This is a genomic window from Segatella paludivivens DSM 17968 = JCM 13650, assembly GCF_000373185.1.
GTDB lineage: Bacteria > Bacteroidota > Bacteroidia > Bacteroidales > Bacteroidaceae > Prevotella > Prevotella paludivivens.
Map to the genome: position 1 here is coordinate 1 of NZ_KB890636.1, position 15,416 is coordinate 15,416.

Genomic DNA, 15,416 nt, shown 5'->3' on the forward strand with positions numbered 1-15,416 from the left:
TATTGTTGAGGCGCCGCGTATCTTATTTAAAGATACTACAAGTCGAACTAATTACCCAATACAAATGCAATATTTTATTTTTATTGTTGAGGCGCAGTGTCTTTTATTTAAAGATACTGCAAGTCGAACTAATTACCCAATACAAATGCGATTTTTTATTTTTATTGTTGAGGCGCCGCGTATCTTATTTAAAGATACTACAAGTCGAACTGATTACCTAATACAAATGCAATTTTTTAGGCGCAGTGAATCTCATCATTCTAATCATTTATTGCCAAAAAAGAATAAAATACCTGTTTATGCGCTTACAATATAACAGAGAATGTTTATCTTCGTAATTTAAAGATGTTTTGGCATTTTTACAATTATATAAATTAATTGTAACATAAATCGTAATATTGCGTCTATGTTATTGTAAGCGCTACAAATGATTATAAACATTTAAAACAAAATTCATTATGAAAAAGATTATTCTTTCTATAGTATTGGCTTTAGCAACAACAGTTTGCACTGCACAAAGCGTAAATGATGTTATCAGTCAGTTCAAAGGCGTAAAAGGCGCTACGTGTCTTAATCTTGATAAGACAATGATAAAATTGATGGGACAAGGCAAAGGTAATATGCGTCTTCCTGAAAAAATGCAGTTGGATGCCGTGGTAAACGGCATAGACTCTGTTAAAATACTAACGCTTGAGGATTGTAATGCAAGTATTAAGAAGAAGTTTGCCAACAAAAATATTAACTGGGACAAATATGGATACGAATCTGTTGTGACAAGTAAGGAAGATGGAGAAAACGTTGAAATATTTGGGAAAAAAGATGGTGATGTTTTTAAGGAAATAGTGATACGTGTCGTATCAGAAGATGATGACAATGTGTTGTTGCAAGTATTTGGGAAGATAGATCCTAAGATGTTAAACAACAATAAATAGATGATATAAATCTCTATAAATGGAAGCCTCTGAATTCAAACGACTTTTTCTGCCTTGCAGCAACAAATTATATATTGTTGCTTGGAGACTTACGCATAACCGTCAGGAAGCGGAAGATCTTGTGCAGGAAACAATGCTGAAGTTATGGACTCAGCGTGATAATTTGAATGAGTTGAAGAATTGTGAGGCTTTCAGTGTACGAACACTCCATAATATTTTCATTGACCAAAATCGCAGGAAACACCTTATGGAGACAGATTCTCCACCTGAAGGGATGACGCTGAAGGCAAATGAGAGTGACGCATCAGAGATTATGCAACAAAAGGAGACGGGAATTATCGTGACAAGGCTTATTGCTAAACTGCCGAAACAGCAACGCGATATAATAACTCTAAAGGATATTGATGATTTTTCTTATGAAGAAATAGCTCAACAGACAGGACTATCAATGATTAACATCAGGGTACACTTAAGTCGGGCTAGAAAGCAGATCAGACTATGGATAAGATAAAAGATATGATGGATAAATATTGTGAGGCGCAGACTTCTGATTCTGAAGAAAAGGAAATAAGAAGGATGATAATGGGTGAAGACCCAGAAGTGCCTGATGACTTGGAAGCAAGACTATCCAAACAGATTGACATGTGGAACACTGTAGAAAAGAAGTCGGTACGTAAAGCCAACATCACAAGTTTGCGTTGGATTGGATGTATTGCTGCTTCATTGCTGTTGTTGTTCTCTCTTGGATTTTTTCTGAACCAACGTACTGATGAAGAGGAATATGCAAAGCAGGAAGAAAACTGCACAAATCCTGATGATGCGTATGCTGAAACTGCGAAAGCTCTAAAGACGTTCTCTCATGCTATGAAGCATGGAGAAGAACTTATGAATAAATAAATGAATTTGTAAAATAACAGATATCAAATGAAAAGATTCATCATATCATTGGCTTTGCTATGCTGCATGACAGTTGCTCTGGCACAGAATGCCCTGTTTAACAAATATGGAAATACGAAGGGCGTGACTACTGTCACGGTTGGAAGTGCTATGCTGCAATTTATGGGAAATGGCAGAGTGGGCGATAAGGACATAAGTAAGATTGCCGGTAAGCTGAAAAGTATAAAGATTTTGGATTGTGAGCGTCCTTCAATAGCTCCAATAATATACAAGGAAGCTCAGCAGTACTATCGTAAATACAGATATATTGTTGCTATGGAGACCAACGAAGATGGTGAGCATACAACAATTTATATGAAAGAATACGGAAAGGGATTAAACGAATTCGCCCTTCTCCAATATGAGAAGAGCGAACTCCAGATTATTAATATCATAGGATATGTAAATCTCAACGATATTAAGGGATTGCAATAATTTTTGTCTTAACTGTCTTTCCCAATTTATTATCTTTTACGGTAAGTAATATGTCGCCCTTCTTACCGTTACTCTCTACAACGACAACCAACTTTCCGCTGAACAGTTTCATCTGAGGTTGAGTGAATGATTCAAGACTTGTTGCGTCTCCATTACATGCTGCCTTGAAACTTCCTGCGCCCTTAACATCAAATGTAAGTTCATCAGAAGCGTCAGGAATCAGATTACCCTTGTTATCCGTTAGGCTAATAGTAACAAAAGCCAAGTCGTTCCCATCGGCTTTTATCTCATTACGATCGGCTTTAGCCTCTAATTTTGCAGGTTTTCCAGCGGTACATATAATTTTTTCCTCAGCTTTCTCGCCATTGGCTTTGTATGCCACAACCTTTATCTCACCTGGTTCATACTTTACGTCATCCCACATAAGGCGATAACGGCTAAGCAAATCCATGTTTTCTAGCTGAGGCTTTTCAGTATTTGAGCTTGAAGGAGCAACTGCATAAGTCTGCTTAAACTTTCTTCCTTGGCTTTTCCCGTTTACAAACAGTTCGGCACTAGGGTAGTCGGTATATACAAACACTGGTGTAACTTGTCCTTCACGACCATGCCATGTCCAGTGAGGCAATACGTGAAGAGTGTGTTTTGCTTTGTTCCAAACACTGCGATAAAGATAGAAGCGGTCTTTTGGAAGACCTGCTAAATCGCATATTCCAAAATAGCTGCTACGACTTGGCCAATAAGTATCATAAGGAGTAGGTTCGCCTAGATAATCAAAACCAGTCCAGACAAATTGTCCAATGGTGTAACTTCTATCATCCTGCATCAGCAAATCAGCCTCTGGAAGATTACTCCAGCCACAATATTCAGTATCATAACTAGAACACTGTCCGTCAGGATAAACTCCGTTGTCGGTAATTTTCACAGGGAACTTATATATTCCACGACTGCTCACAGTAGAGGCTGTTTCAGAACCCAAAATGAAACCTTGCGGAATATTCTTGATGCTTGTATCGTATTTGTATACTCTATAGTTGAATCCCGGAACATCCATTACCTTTGCAAATCCGCTGGTGATAGCATTCTCAGCTTTATCCATGCCCTGAGTAACGGGACGTGAAGGATCAAGACGATGACAGATGTCTTGTAATTGACGTGAGATTTCACGTCCTTCTACACTCCATTGTTCTGGAATCTCGTTTCCGATGCTCCACATGATGATACTTGGATGATTACGATGGTTTAGCACTAGATTTGTAATATCACGATCAGCCCAGTTATCAAAGAATTTGGCATATCCGTTCTTGCACTTAGGATATTTCCACATGTCAAAACTCTCAGCCATAACCATCATACCCATAGAATCACAGACTTCCATTTGCATTGTAGAAGGCATGTTGTGTGACGTTCGAATAGCATCACATCCCATATCCTTCAATATGCGTATCTGGCGAATGATAGCAGCCTTATTAACTGCTGCTCCAAGAGGACCTAAGTCATGATGCAGACACACGCCCTGAATTTTACGGCTGATACCGTTTAGCATAAATCCTTTATCAGCTGATACGCTTATCGTGCGAATGCCAGTCTTATCAGTTGTTTCATCAATAAGTTTGTCTCCACAATATAGTTTTGTCACTACACGGTAAAGATATGGACTTTCAGGACTCCACAGGTTAGCATTTGCTATATTCATCTCAGAATGCATGTTCCCGATGTTGTCTATCTTAGCATTGCTTTGAGCTGTAATATTTCCAGTAATGTCAATGATAGATACTTCAGCGCGAAGTCCTTCCATATTCTCATATCCATGTACATGAGTGTCTATGGCAATATTGGCATTCCCATTGCTGATTTTGTTTGTTCTTATATATGTACCCCAACGGTCAATGTTTGTATCACCAGTCAATATCAATGTCACAGGACGGTATATTCCGCCACCAGGATACCAACGACTGCTCTCCTCAACATTATTCAGATGTACTTCAATCGTATTGTCCTTTCCGTCCTTATTGATATAAGGAGTCGCGTCAACACGAAATGCATTGTATCCATACGCCCAATATCCGGCTTTGTGACCATTAATATAAACAGTTGGTTCACTCATTGCACCATCAAACTTCAGCATTGCGCGATTATATTCAGATGGAACGGTGAAAGTCGTTTTATAAAATCCTTCACCAATCCAAGGCAAAGCACCAGAACGTCCGCTTTTCTCGGTCTTTTCCTTCTCGCCATTCTGTGTTATGGCAACAGTCTGCAAGTCCCATTTCTTGTCAAATGGTCCACTGATAGCCCAATCATGCGGAACAGTTACCTGTTGCCATTCTGTGTTATCGCGGCTGAACTGCCATTTGTTAATGTTAACTTCTCTGCGTACCTGTGCAAAACAGGTAGCAGAGATTAATAATGATGTCGCAATAAGTCTTATCTTCATTGTTTGAAAATATTTAGTGTTGATGTAGCCTTTCCTGAGTTATCAAAAACTCCTTTGCTGTATCCTTGCCAGCTGTTGTAACATTCTGGTTCCCAATAGAACACGCCAAGGCATCCGTCAATAGCTTTGCAGCCTGTTACAAGCTTCGTCATAAAAGCTCCTGCATTTTCTGAATCCCAAGGCATACCTACTTCAGAAAGAACTACTTTGCATCCATATCTGTCTTCAAGTGTCTTGATGTTGCTTAAGCAGTCGTTGGTTTCTGTTTCCCAATCGCTGTCTTCTGGGTAAAGAGACATACCGATAACATCCCATTTAGCACCGTTAGCTTTCAGTCCGTCGAAGAGCCATGTGAAATGTCCTAGCACATTACCTTTGTCTACGTGTATGATGACCTGTGCGTTCGGATAAACACTCTTTACTGCATCATAGCCAGAATTGATAAGTTGTGCGAAACTACTCTGGTCAGTGTCAGAATAAGCTCCTTCCTTCCACAACATTCCTGTTGGAGTTTCATTACCTACTTGAACCCATTCTACATCAACGCCTTTGTCTTTCAAAGTCTGCAATACATCTGTTGTATGTTTTGCTACGTCAACCTTAAGTTGGTCTAGGTTGTCATTTGCCCATGCAGCTGGTTTTGTCTGATGTGCAGGATCAGCCCATGAGTCGCTATAATGAAAGTCAATCATGACTCTAAATCCTAGATTCTTTGCACGAAGAGCTTTAGCAAGAACATCCTGTTTGCCGTTCCAACCATCAGTTGGGTCAACCCATACACGTAGTCTTATAGAGTTAACGCCCATTGATTTCAAAAGTTTCAGACATTCAGTTTCTCTACCGTTTGCATCATAAAATTTTGTTCCAGCAGCTTCCATTTCTGTAACCCAACTTACATCGGCACCTTTTGCGAAACCGCTCATGTCATAAGTTGGAACAGTCTCTGCAACTGTTGTATCGGTATCACTGCATGAAGATAATGCAATGATACTGACAAAAGCTAGAAATATATACTTTAATTTCATAAATTTTTCTTTTAAGAATTTAACTATTTAGTATAGCTCCATTTCATCGTGTTTAAATCCACTGTCACATTCAGACTCGTTCCGTTTGTGAAGTCTGCATTAAACCATATAGCATACTTTCCATCTGCGCTGTCAAGAGTATATTGGTTTGTAGGATCAGAACCATACCACACCTTATTCTCTTCATCAACTATTTGGAAGTTTTCCCATTGCTGTGCAGCATAAGTACCGGCATATATACCTGTTCCGGTTTTAGCTAGAGTTGCCAGTTTGGTCGCACCATCTTTAGAATACATTGCGAGTTCAGATGGGAACTTGACAGTAGGATTATCAGGTGTAACAGTTCCGCTAACAATTTCATAACTGTATTGTGCATGACTGTTGATATACATATTAACAGTGTAAACACCAGCCTTTGCTATTGTTGTGTCTGGAAGATTGAATGTTTTTGCAACAGATGACGAAGTGCGTGTCGTTGAATTGTATTCATTAGCAGTTGCTGTTCCTCCAATATTTGTGTTGTCAGCTGTTGTCGTAATCTGAGCAGTCCATACCCCCTTCTTTGTATCATACGTAAAATCACTACCGTTTATTGTAACCTTTGTGATATTTGCAGCACTCCATACTTCATTCTTTGTATCCACAGTAACAAACCAATGTCCGCTACCATCAGCAAACCAGCAGTTCCATGCGTCGCTAGCCTTAGATAGTTCAAACTCATGGCCACTAACGTTATAGTTGCCCCATGTAGTTCCGTCATTCTCTACAAACCAACAGTTATACCAGCCTGCTGCTTTCATGTAGCCAGTGTAAACTCCGTTTTCAGAGTCACTGTAAAGGCGAGCTATAGTATCAGTCTTATCCTTGCTTAGTACGCTGACAAAGTTCATGTGGATAGTAAATGGAGTAACGTTAACCTTTTCAACATTACTGTATGCAGGGTCCATATTGTTACCTTCTACGCTTTTTATGCGAAAATATAAAGGAGCCGAAACATCGGCACTTAGTCCTAAGCCTTTAGCTATAGAATTGAGGTCATCACCTATATAAGCTTTAGAAGGAGAAATTACAGTGCTCTCGTTAACCTTTCCGCTGAAATCCTCATTAGCTGATATTTGCAGATAAGTTTTTAGCACTCCGTCTGGAGCAGTCTTCGATGAATCAGAAGAAAGCAGAGTAGCATTGTTCCATTCAAGAGACAATACAAGTTTCTTGCTATTGGCTATTGACAGTACCACGTCATTTGTTGTAGCTGTAAGTTCAGAACCTCCGAACCCGTTAAGGTATATAAGGTCACCGTCCTTATTACAACTGCTAAGCATTGTAACAGTTGTAAGTAGCAACATTATGTTGTATAATATCTTTTTCATTTAATTGCTGTATTAATAGTTCTCGTTGTATAGATTTGGATTAGCGGTGAGCTCGGTATTTGGTATAGGGTAGATGTTATACTTGTTGTCTACTGCCATACCGTCTTTAGTGCCACCTTTCCACTGCCAAAGATATTTTGAAGTGGTAAACTCGCCGAAGCGTATAAGGTCTGTACGACGTTCACTCTCAAGATATAGCTCACGTGCGCGTTCGTTGATGATGTAATCAAGAGATAACTGGCTTTGTTTTAAATCACCGTCAGTGTTACCATAAGCACGTTCGCGCAAAGCATTTACATACTTTAAAGCCAGATCATAGCTTCCGCCATTGCCACCTCTTAATACCGCCTCTGCATACATTAGATATACATCTGCGAGACGGAACATTGGATAATCTGTATCTACACCACCATCGGCAGTATTAGAAGCAGTTTGTCCAGCATCGGTAAGGTTAGTCCATTTTGTCATGAAGTAGCCTTGCGATTGGTTCGTAATATCATCTAGATACTGAGTTTGGTTTTTCGTGAAGAATTTAGCACGATTGTCTCCAGTTTCAAATTTAGCAGGCAGTTCGCCTCTTGAACGGAACATTCCCCATGCAGACTTTACTCCATAATCGGCAACGTTAAGATCGCTTGATGTATTTCCCATCTCACCGCAGATTATATATGTCGTAGAACCCCAAGACACAGTTTTCTGTGCGTCAACAGGCAATGCGAATATTATTTCGTTAGTACGTTTGTCGTTGTCGGCATTAAATAGTTTTGAGTAATCACTTTCCAAAGTGTATCCTTGTGCGATAGCGTTATTACATGCATCAATACACTCTGTGTATTTAGCCTGACCTGTATAAACCTCATCGTTTAGATACAGTTTCGCAAGCAGTGTATAAGCTGCGCCTTGTGAAGCACGTCCATAAGGACATTCTGAAGCAGGATACATATCTGTTACTGCAGATTTAAGTTCACTTTCAATGAAAGCGGCTGTCTGTGCAGCAGTATAGCGTGGAGGAGTGAAACTTCCTACAGGGTCGTTTTCGTCAACGAATGGTATATTGCGGAACAGGTCAAGTGCGTGATAATAGAACAACGCACGCATGAAGCGAGCTTCTGCACGATAGTGTCGAAGCAATTGCTGATCGGTATCGCTGAATGTACTGATTTTAGTATCAGTGCAGTTGCGCAGGAATTCATTGCACAATGTGATATTATAGTATATACGATAATACATATCCGAAACCCAAGGGTCGTTGGCATCCCACTGCAGATAAGTAATACCCGAAGTTTTATCACCCGACAACCATGTAGAAGCGACTTCATCAGTACCACATTCCTGTAAATTGAAGTAGCATCTCATGTAATCGTATCCCATGTTAGAACTTAGGTCGGAATTTAGACCTCCCTTACCTTGTCCGGTAGTCACCATTGACGTATAAATCTTTCCAAGAACAGATTCGTAATTTTCTGCAGAGGTGTACACCTGTTGTGATGTAGTCTCTGTATGTGGGTACTGGTCTAGATCGGATGTACAAGATGCCATAGGCATTGTCAACGCAGCAAGAGCCAGCATATTGATTGCTATTTTTTTAGATTTCATGAATTTCGATTTTTAGAATTGAAGACCAATGCTAAGTGAATAAGTGCGTGGACGAGGATAGAAAGAATTATCCATTCCGTTTGGTACCTCTGGGTCTACGCCTGTATATTTCGTGATAGTGAATACATTCTGAACCAAAGCTGATAATGTAAGTCCAGATATATACTTTCCTACATTTCCGAAATTATAGCTGAGGCTTAAATTATCCAATTTCAGGAATGATGCGTTCTCTACATAATAGTCTGAAAGATACTGACGAGATTGGAAACCAGTCTTTACATAACTGTTATTCAGATTATTCAATTGGAATGAGTTATAACTTACGGTTTCCCATGCGCCTGTGCTCATTGCCATTCCGTTATATACATAGTTGCCTATGTTTGCACGGAAACTTGCACTGAAAGTAAATTTCTTATAACGTAAAGATGAACTTAATCCCATAATATAATCAGGTGCTGGAGACTTGTAACGATACAAATCAGCAGAGTTTATCTGTCCGTCGTGATTTAAGTCGGCGTATGCACCCTCAATAGGTTTACCAGTCTTCTGGTCATAAAGCTGATGGTAAACATAGAACATGTAAGGTTCATAACCCTCTGATAATACTTGGAACTGATAAGAGTCAATACTTGGACCTACAAGAATGTTGGTTGCAGTGCTTCCCTTTACTAAAGAGAGGTTCTTAACTTTCATTTTCTGCCATGTAAGGTTGTAGCTCAAGTTCCAATCCCAATCCTTTGTCTTAATAGGATTGGCGTTAAGAGAAAATTCTATACCGTGGCTGTCTACGTTACCCACATTTGTAAGAATATTCTTAGCGAAGTTTGTTCCTGCCGCTGAAGGAACAGTTGCCAAAAGGTCTTTTGTCTTTCTTGTATAGAAGTCGAAACTACCAGAAAGGCGATTGTCGAGGAATCCGAAATCAAGTCCGAAATCCCATGATGATGTTGTTTCCCATTTAAGATTTGAAACGTATGCCTCTGGACGATATGTATATATATATTGTCCATTCATTAGTGCTTGTGCGCCGTCAACGCTCTGTGTGTATATTGGCAGATAGTTATAGTTTCCTATACCATCCTGCTGACCTGTCACACCATAGCTTGCGCGCAGTTTAAGATTACTGAGCACTTTGTTATCCTTTAACCAATTTTCCTGAGTAAGTGTCCATCCCAAAGCAATAGATGGGAATGTTCCCCAACGTGTGTCTGGAGAGAAGCGTGATGTGCCATCACGGCGCATAGTTGCTGTAAGAAGATATTTTCCGTCATAAGTATAGTTTAGACGACCATAGTAAGAAAGCAATACATGGCGATAGTCACTAGCCTTTATCTGTGAGAGAATATCGCCCTTTGCATCCAATGTTGCATAAGCTGGGGTTGTACTCTTCCAGTATTGGTAATCATAACCTACTGTAGCCTCTACGTTGCTCTTAATGTCTTCAAAGTACTTACTATAGTTTGCATAAAGTGTGAGAAGACGGTTTGTGTTTTTCTGTGGACCATAACCATAGTCAAGTCCGTAAGTTGAATAATTTGAAGCAGCCTCTAATGGTACATATACTGTTCCCTTACCTTCAGAGATATCAGTACCCATTGTCGCGTGCAATTTCATGTCTGGGAAGAAATGGAGCTTATAATCGAGGTCAACACTTCCGATAAAGCGCTTAACCGTACTTTTTGATGTGTTTTGATCTACAAGACCTAAAGGATTTCTTACGCCACCGTTTACTGGTAGTCCTGATGCATCAAGAGATTCATAATATCCGCCATAAGTCTGATTGCTCATGTAGATAGGTTGTGTTGGGTTGAATGTCGCTGCTGCCCATATAGCGTTGCTATTATAGAATTGGTTGTTGTTGTATGTGCCCTTAGCGTTGACAGTTACTTTCAAATGATCTTGAAAGAAACTAGGACTCAGTACGACATTTCCAGTCCAACGACCAACATTGTCGTTCTTAACTAATCCGTTCTGGTTCATATATCCAGTTGAAACACGGAATGGCAGAAAACCAATCTTCCCACTTAAACTCAAGTTGTTGTCTGTTCCGAAAGCAGTGTGATAAACTTGATCGTTCCAGTCGGTATCAGCATTGCCGAGAAGAGCCTGCTGGGCTGTTGTTCCCTGTGACTTTATGGTGTTTACAAAATCGTTGCGACTCATCATGTCAATAAGTTTTGTGCGAGTCTGCATGCTGTTTGTTGTGTTAAAGGCAATTTTTAGCTTACCTTCAGCACCTTTCTTTGTTGTGATGATGATAACGCCGTTTGACGCACGTGAACCATATATAGCAGTAGAAGAGGCATCCTTTAATACTGTTATGCTCTCAATGTCGTTAGGATTGATCATACTTAGGAAATTACTTGAATTTCCAGATATACCACCTTGCTCCAATGGCACTCCGTCAAGAACGATAAGTGGGTCGTTACTTGCATTCAATGATGCACCACCACGAATACGGATAGTGCTTCCTGCTGTTGCAGAACCGCTGTTTGACATTATCTGTACACCCGAAACCTTACCGTTGATAAGTTGTTCAGGACTGCTTACCATACCCTTATTAAAGTCTTTCGACTGAACTGTTGATACACTACCAGTAAGGTCGCTTCTGCGTGCAGTACCATAACCGATTACCACAACCTCGTTAAGAGATTTCTGGTCGTTCTGCATCTTAATGGCAATATTACTGCCAGTGATAGTTACGTGCTGTGAAATATATCCCACATAACTTACAGTAAGAGTCTTTGTACTTTGTGGTACGATAATCTTGAAGTTTCCGTCAAGATCTGTTACAGCCCCGCCACTTGTGTTGCCCGGAAGCATAATGGTTGCACCGATAAGCGGTTCGCCATCGCTTGCGTCAGTAACGATACCTGTAATAGTTCTGTTTTGTGCTGCTGCTGATAAAGACATGCAAAGCAACACCCCCAAAATAAAGAAGATATTCCTTATCCGGGATAGATTTAGAAGGTTACTCATTGTTTTTTAATTAATAGGCTTAAATGATTTTGTTTAAATTCTACGGCGGCAAAGTTAGTTCCAATAAAATAGGGCAAAGACTACAAAATAGACAAATAAAACTACATATTAGACAAATATTCTTAATCGGACAACAAAAAAGACATCTGTTGGTCTAAAATATGTATCTTTGCCATATTATACACAGTCAACGCAACCATAACATTATGAAAATCATATATCAGACATTGTTTATAAGCATTGTGCTGCTAATGTGCAGCATTAAGGGACATGCCGTGCCATATAGATTTGATAATATGCATATTGACGGTACTTCTACCGTTTGCAGTTTCACACAGGATGAAAGTGGAATGATGTGGCTTGGAACCGAAAACGGACTGTATAGTTATGACGGTTATAATTTCTATCCACATTTTCAGAGAAGGGATATCGCTAATTCACGTGTACATTCTTTGTGTATGCGCGACGGAATGATATATTTGGGGACCGAAAATGGACTCATGATTTATGATATTCATGCTGGGAGATATGTAGAAAAAGCTAAGAATGGACCGCATGATATACGTGCAATGCTGATGATGCACGACAGAATGTTGCTGGGAACATCACGTGGATTGTTTATAAAGAAAGGAAATAGCATAAGATATGCTGCGGAATATGGAATCAGCCAGACTGTCTACTCGCTCCTCAATACTCATTGGGGACAACTTGTTGGTACAATCAACGGACTATACGTCATCAATGGCAACCACGCACGTAGAATAATGATAGGTACGGGAAGACAACCACTTGTAAATGCGATAATTTCAGATAAGCATAATAATATATGGGTGGGAACAGAAGGTGCGCTATACAGTTGGAATGGACGCTCTTTTATCCCGGTTCTCCCTCTGATGGGAAATTCTGTTAAGACTCTTGTCACTGATGCTAAGGATAATTTGCTTGCTGGAACAGACAATGGCTTATATATTATCTCTTCAAATGGTAATGTAACGCGTGTAATACATGATGCGCGCTCACAGGAATCACTTGCCAATAACATCGTGTGGTCACTTTATCGTGATCGTTTTAATAATATATGGATAGGCACAGATAATGGAATGTCTATGTTCTCAGGCTTGTCTTTCTATAGTTATACTTCTCTTGCTGATATTACGCAAAGTGGAGACGGTAACTGCCTGCACTATATTTATCGTGACAGTAGGGGCACCATGTGGATGGGTGGCACAGATGGATTGTTGAGATACGACAATTATAATGGTATATATGATCATGTTTCGTGGTTCAGGCAGAATTCTCCGCTTACACCGCTATCTCATAATCGTGTGCGTCGTGTCTATGAGGATGTTGATGGTGATATCTGGGTAGCAACAGATCATGGAATTAATTGGTATGACCGAAAAAGTGGACAATTTCACAACTTCATTATATTAGACAAGACCGGACGTTATTCCACAGCATGGGCGTATGATATAGTGCTTGATAGTCGCAAGCGTTTATGGATTGCCGCATATATGGGAGGTGTGTTTGTGATTGATAAGCGCAGACTTCTTTATTCTCATGGTACTGTTATTGCCGATCATCATATTTCTGACGGAAAGGGTAAACTATTAAATATACATATTGGTCAACTTAATATTGATGCAAAGGGAAATATCTGGGCTCTTGTTTATGGTAGTGGCATGGCATGCATAAACCCTGTTAATTTCAAGGTGCGAACAGTAATGCCGCAGCGCAGTATCAGTTACATGATGGCAGATAGCCGTGGACGTATCTGGGCTGGATATGACGGTGGTGTAACAATGATAAATCCATATACAGGAAAGACAACAGACCATAAATTTACAGATGGTTTCACTTCCGACCGTGTAGTATCTATGGTTGATGCAGGAGGACAGATTTGGGCTCTTGGAGAGCAGACTTGTCGCATCATCAATATGAATGGAAGCGACCGACATTTCCGAATACCTGGAATTACGGCTCTCACTGCTAGTTACTCTCCACGCGACCGTATGGTCTACATTGGTGGCAATGACGGCTTCGTTAGCGTAGCACCTTCTGTGTTCTCTGGAAAGGTGAAGACTCATAAACTAATGCTTACTTCATTGCTCGTTAACGGACGTGAATATGTAAACGACGAATGTGATATACGCTTTGCTGACGAAGTAAAATTGAAATGCAATGAGAATAATATTTCATTTCACCTTTCAGACATGCCTTATAATAATAGTCCACAAGCTATTTATGTCTACAAACTTGAAGGCAGTGATAACGATTGGAGAAATCTTGATAGCAGAAATGGTGAAATACAATATAATGCACTGGAATATGGTAACTACAGACTGCTGGTGAAGAATATTGACAATGCTGCTGATGATGCCTTTGTGTATAGTCTTGATGTTATAATCTCTCCACCTTGGTATCTTTCCATTTGGGCTAAGATATTCTATGTAATTCTTATTATCGCACTTTTGCGCTGGATAATGAACTTCTATGCTGTTAAGAAGAATCTGAAACTTGAACGCATTGCACGTCAACGCATCATGGAGCAAGCTCAGGCTCGTACTCGTTTCTTTGCTCACTTGAGTAGTGAACTTAAAATTCCTTTGGCAAGGATTCTTTCGCCTGTATATAATCTACTTGCTTCTGATAATACAAAGAATTCTGAACTGGAGGATATACGTAACGGTGCATCTATTCTTAACAGACTTATCTACAAGTCTCTTGATGTAGATAGTGATGATCGTGAAACGATAAAACCACAGATTGTCACTATTGATGCCGTGAGCTATCTTAAATATGTGGCAGCTGATATCCGTAGAAGATGTCATGGCGGTATGCGTGTAGACAGTGATGTGACGATGCTTTATATTGATGTAGATGTTGTACGCTGGGATATCGTGTTCAATTCGCTTCTTGAGTTTGTTCAGCGGCATTCTGATAATGATTCCGAGAGCGTTGTAACATTGCGCAGCGACGTAGAGAAACAGTTGCTTTCCATTTCTGTTTCAAACCGCACTATGCACATCAACGAGGCAGAACGACAGTTTATATTCGAGAAATACAATCCTGGGAGTAACGATGCCGAAAACGTGTCTTCGGGGCTCTTCATGGTAAAGAAATATATTGAGTCTGGTAAAGGTTCTGTTTCTTTTGACCGTAATTCAGTAGGAACTTGGGTCTTCAGAACACATTTTCCACTTGATAGAAAGGCAGCTCATTCCATAAACAGTGGTGAACAGGAACCAGCTGATAAATTGTTTGCTAAGGCTGTAGCTGTTATTGAGGCGCATATCAGCGATTCAGAGTTCAACGTTACTAGTCTGCAAAATGAATTAGGAGTTGGAAACAAATTGCTTTATCGTCGCATCAAACAAATAACCGGTATGACTCCAGTTGAATACATTCGTGACATAAGAATGAAGAAAGCTGCACTGTTGCTTCGTGAAGGTAAATATTCTGTGTCAGAGGTTATGTTCATGGTAGGTTTCTCCAATACGGGATATTTCTCAAAGTGTTTCCAAAAAGCATTTGGAATGACACCTACTGAATTTGGAAAGGGAATGAAGTAATGATAAGAAAAAACTAGTTTTATTCTAATCAAAAATTATGAGAATTCTAAATCTTTCTTACTAGATATAAATATCTAAATGAAAGATAATAATCATTTCGTATGATGTTAAAAATAATATAGCATAATCCGTTTGTT

Annotated in this window: 11 protein-coding genes; 6 read left to right on the forward strand and 5 right to left on the reverse strand. The window is 39.7% G+C overall.

What is annotated here, in order from left to right:
- From B045_RS15500 to B045_RS0104755, 5 genes are all read left to right on the forward strand, one after another.
- The coding region (locus B045_RS15500; protein WP_044067623.1) for a hypothetical protein at positions 1-316 on the forward strand (316 nt) is incomplete at its 5' end.
- 142 nt (positions 317-458) lie between these two features.
- The gene (locus B045_RS0104740; RefSeq protein WP_018463124.1) at positions 459-932 is read left to right on the forward strand and encodes a DUF4252 domain-containing protein; all 474 of its coding nucleotides are present in this window, start codon (positions 459-461) and stop codon (positions 930-932) included.
- A gap of 19 nt (positions 933-951) precedes the next feature.
- The gene (locus B045_RS0104745; protein ID WP_018463125.1) at positions 952-1,443 is read left to right on the forward strand and encodes an RNA polymerase sigma factor; all 492 of its coding nucleotides are present in this window, start codon (positions 952-954) and stop codon (positions 1,441-1,443) included.
- Positions 1,431-1,829, forward strand: a complete 399-nt coding sequence (locus B045_RS14265; RefSeq protein ID WP_018463126.1) for a hypothetical protein — start codon at positions 1,431-1,433, stop codon at positions 1,827-1,829. Before B045_RS0104745 ends, B045_RS14265 begins: the two co-directional genes overlap by 13 nt.
- 27 nt (positions 1,830-1,856) lie before the next feature.
- Positions 1,857-2,303, forward strand: coding sequence for a DUF4252 domain-containing protein (locus tag B045_RS0104755; RefSeq protein WP_018463127.1), 447 nt, complete (start codon positions 1,857-1,859; stop codon positions 2,301-2,303).
- Here B045_RS0104755 and B045_RS0104760 read toward each other — a convergent pair.
- From B045_RS0104760 to B045_RS0104780, 5 genes are read right to left on the reverse strand one after another with little or no spacing between them, the layout of a single operon-like run.
- Positions 2,287-4,737, reverse strand: a complete 2,451-nt coding sequence (locus B045_RS0104760) for a glycoside hydrolase family 2 TIM barrel-domain containing protein (protein WP_018463128.1) — start codon at positions 4,735-4,737, stop codon at positions 2,287-2,289. The two genes, B045_RS0104755 and B045_RS0104760, sit on opposite strands and share 17 nt — an antisense overlap.
- Positions 4,734-5,762 (reverse strand): glycoside hydrolase family 53 protein, encoded by a 1,029-nt coding sequence (locus B045_RS0104765; RefSeq protein ID WP_018463129.1) that lies wholly within the window; start codon positions 5,760-5,762, stop codon positions 4,734-4,736. The genes B045_RS0104760 and B045_RS0104765 overlap by 4 nt, the downstream gene beginning before the upstream one ends.
- Positions 5,763-5,785: 23 nt before the next feature.
- Positions 5,786-7,132 (reverse strand): DUF5111 domain-containing protein, encoded by a 1,347-nt coding sequence (locus tag B045_RS14270; protein WP_018463130.1) that lies wholly within the window; start codon positions 7,130-7,132, stop codon positions 5,786-5,788.
- A gap of 12 nt (positions 7,133-7,144) precedes the next feature.
- On the reverse strand, positions 7,145-8,728 hold the full coding sequence (locus tag B045_RS0104775) for a RagB/SusD family nutrient uptake outer membrane protein (protein WP_018463131.1): 1,584 nt from the start codon (positions 8,726-8,728) through the stop codon (positions 7,145-7,147).
- A gap of 12 nt (positions 8,729-8,740) precedes the next feature.
- A complete protein-coding gene (locus tag B045_RS0104780; protein ID WP_026234340.1) occupies positions 8,741-11,707 on the reverse strand; it encodes a SusC/RagA family TonB-linked outer membrane protein in 2,967 nt (988 codons plus the stop codon).
- Between the two features lie 206 nt (positions 11,708-11,913).
- Here B045_RS0104780 and B045_RS0104785 point away from each other — a divergent pair, with 206 nt between their 5' ends.
- Positions 11,914-15,279 (forward strand): AraC family transcriptional regulator, encoded by a 3,366-nt coding sequence (locus B045_RS0104785; RefSeq protein WP_018463133.1) that lies wholly within the window; start codon positions 11,914-11,916, stop codon positions 15,277-15,279.
- Positions 15,280-15,416 lie beyond the last annotated feature (137 nt).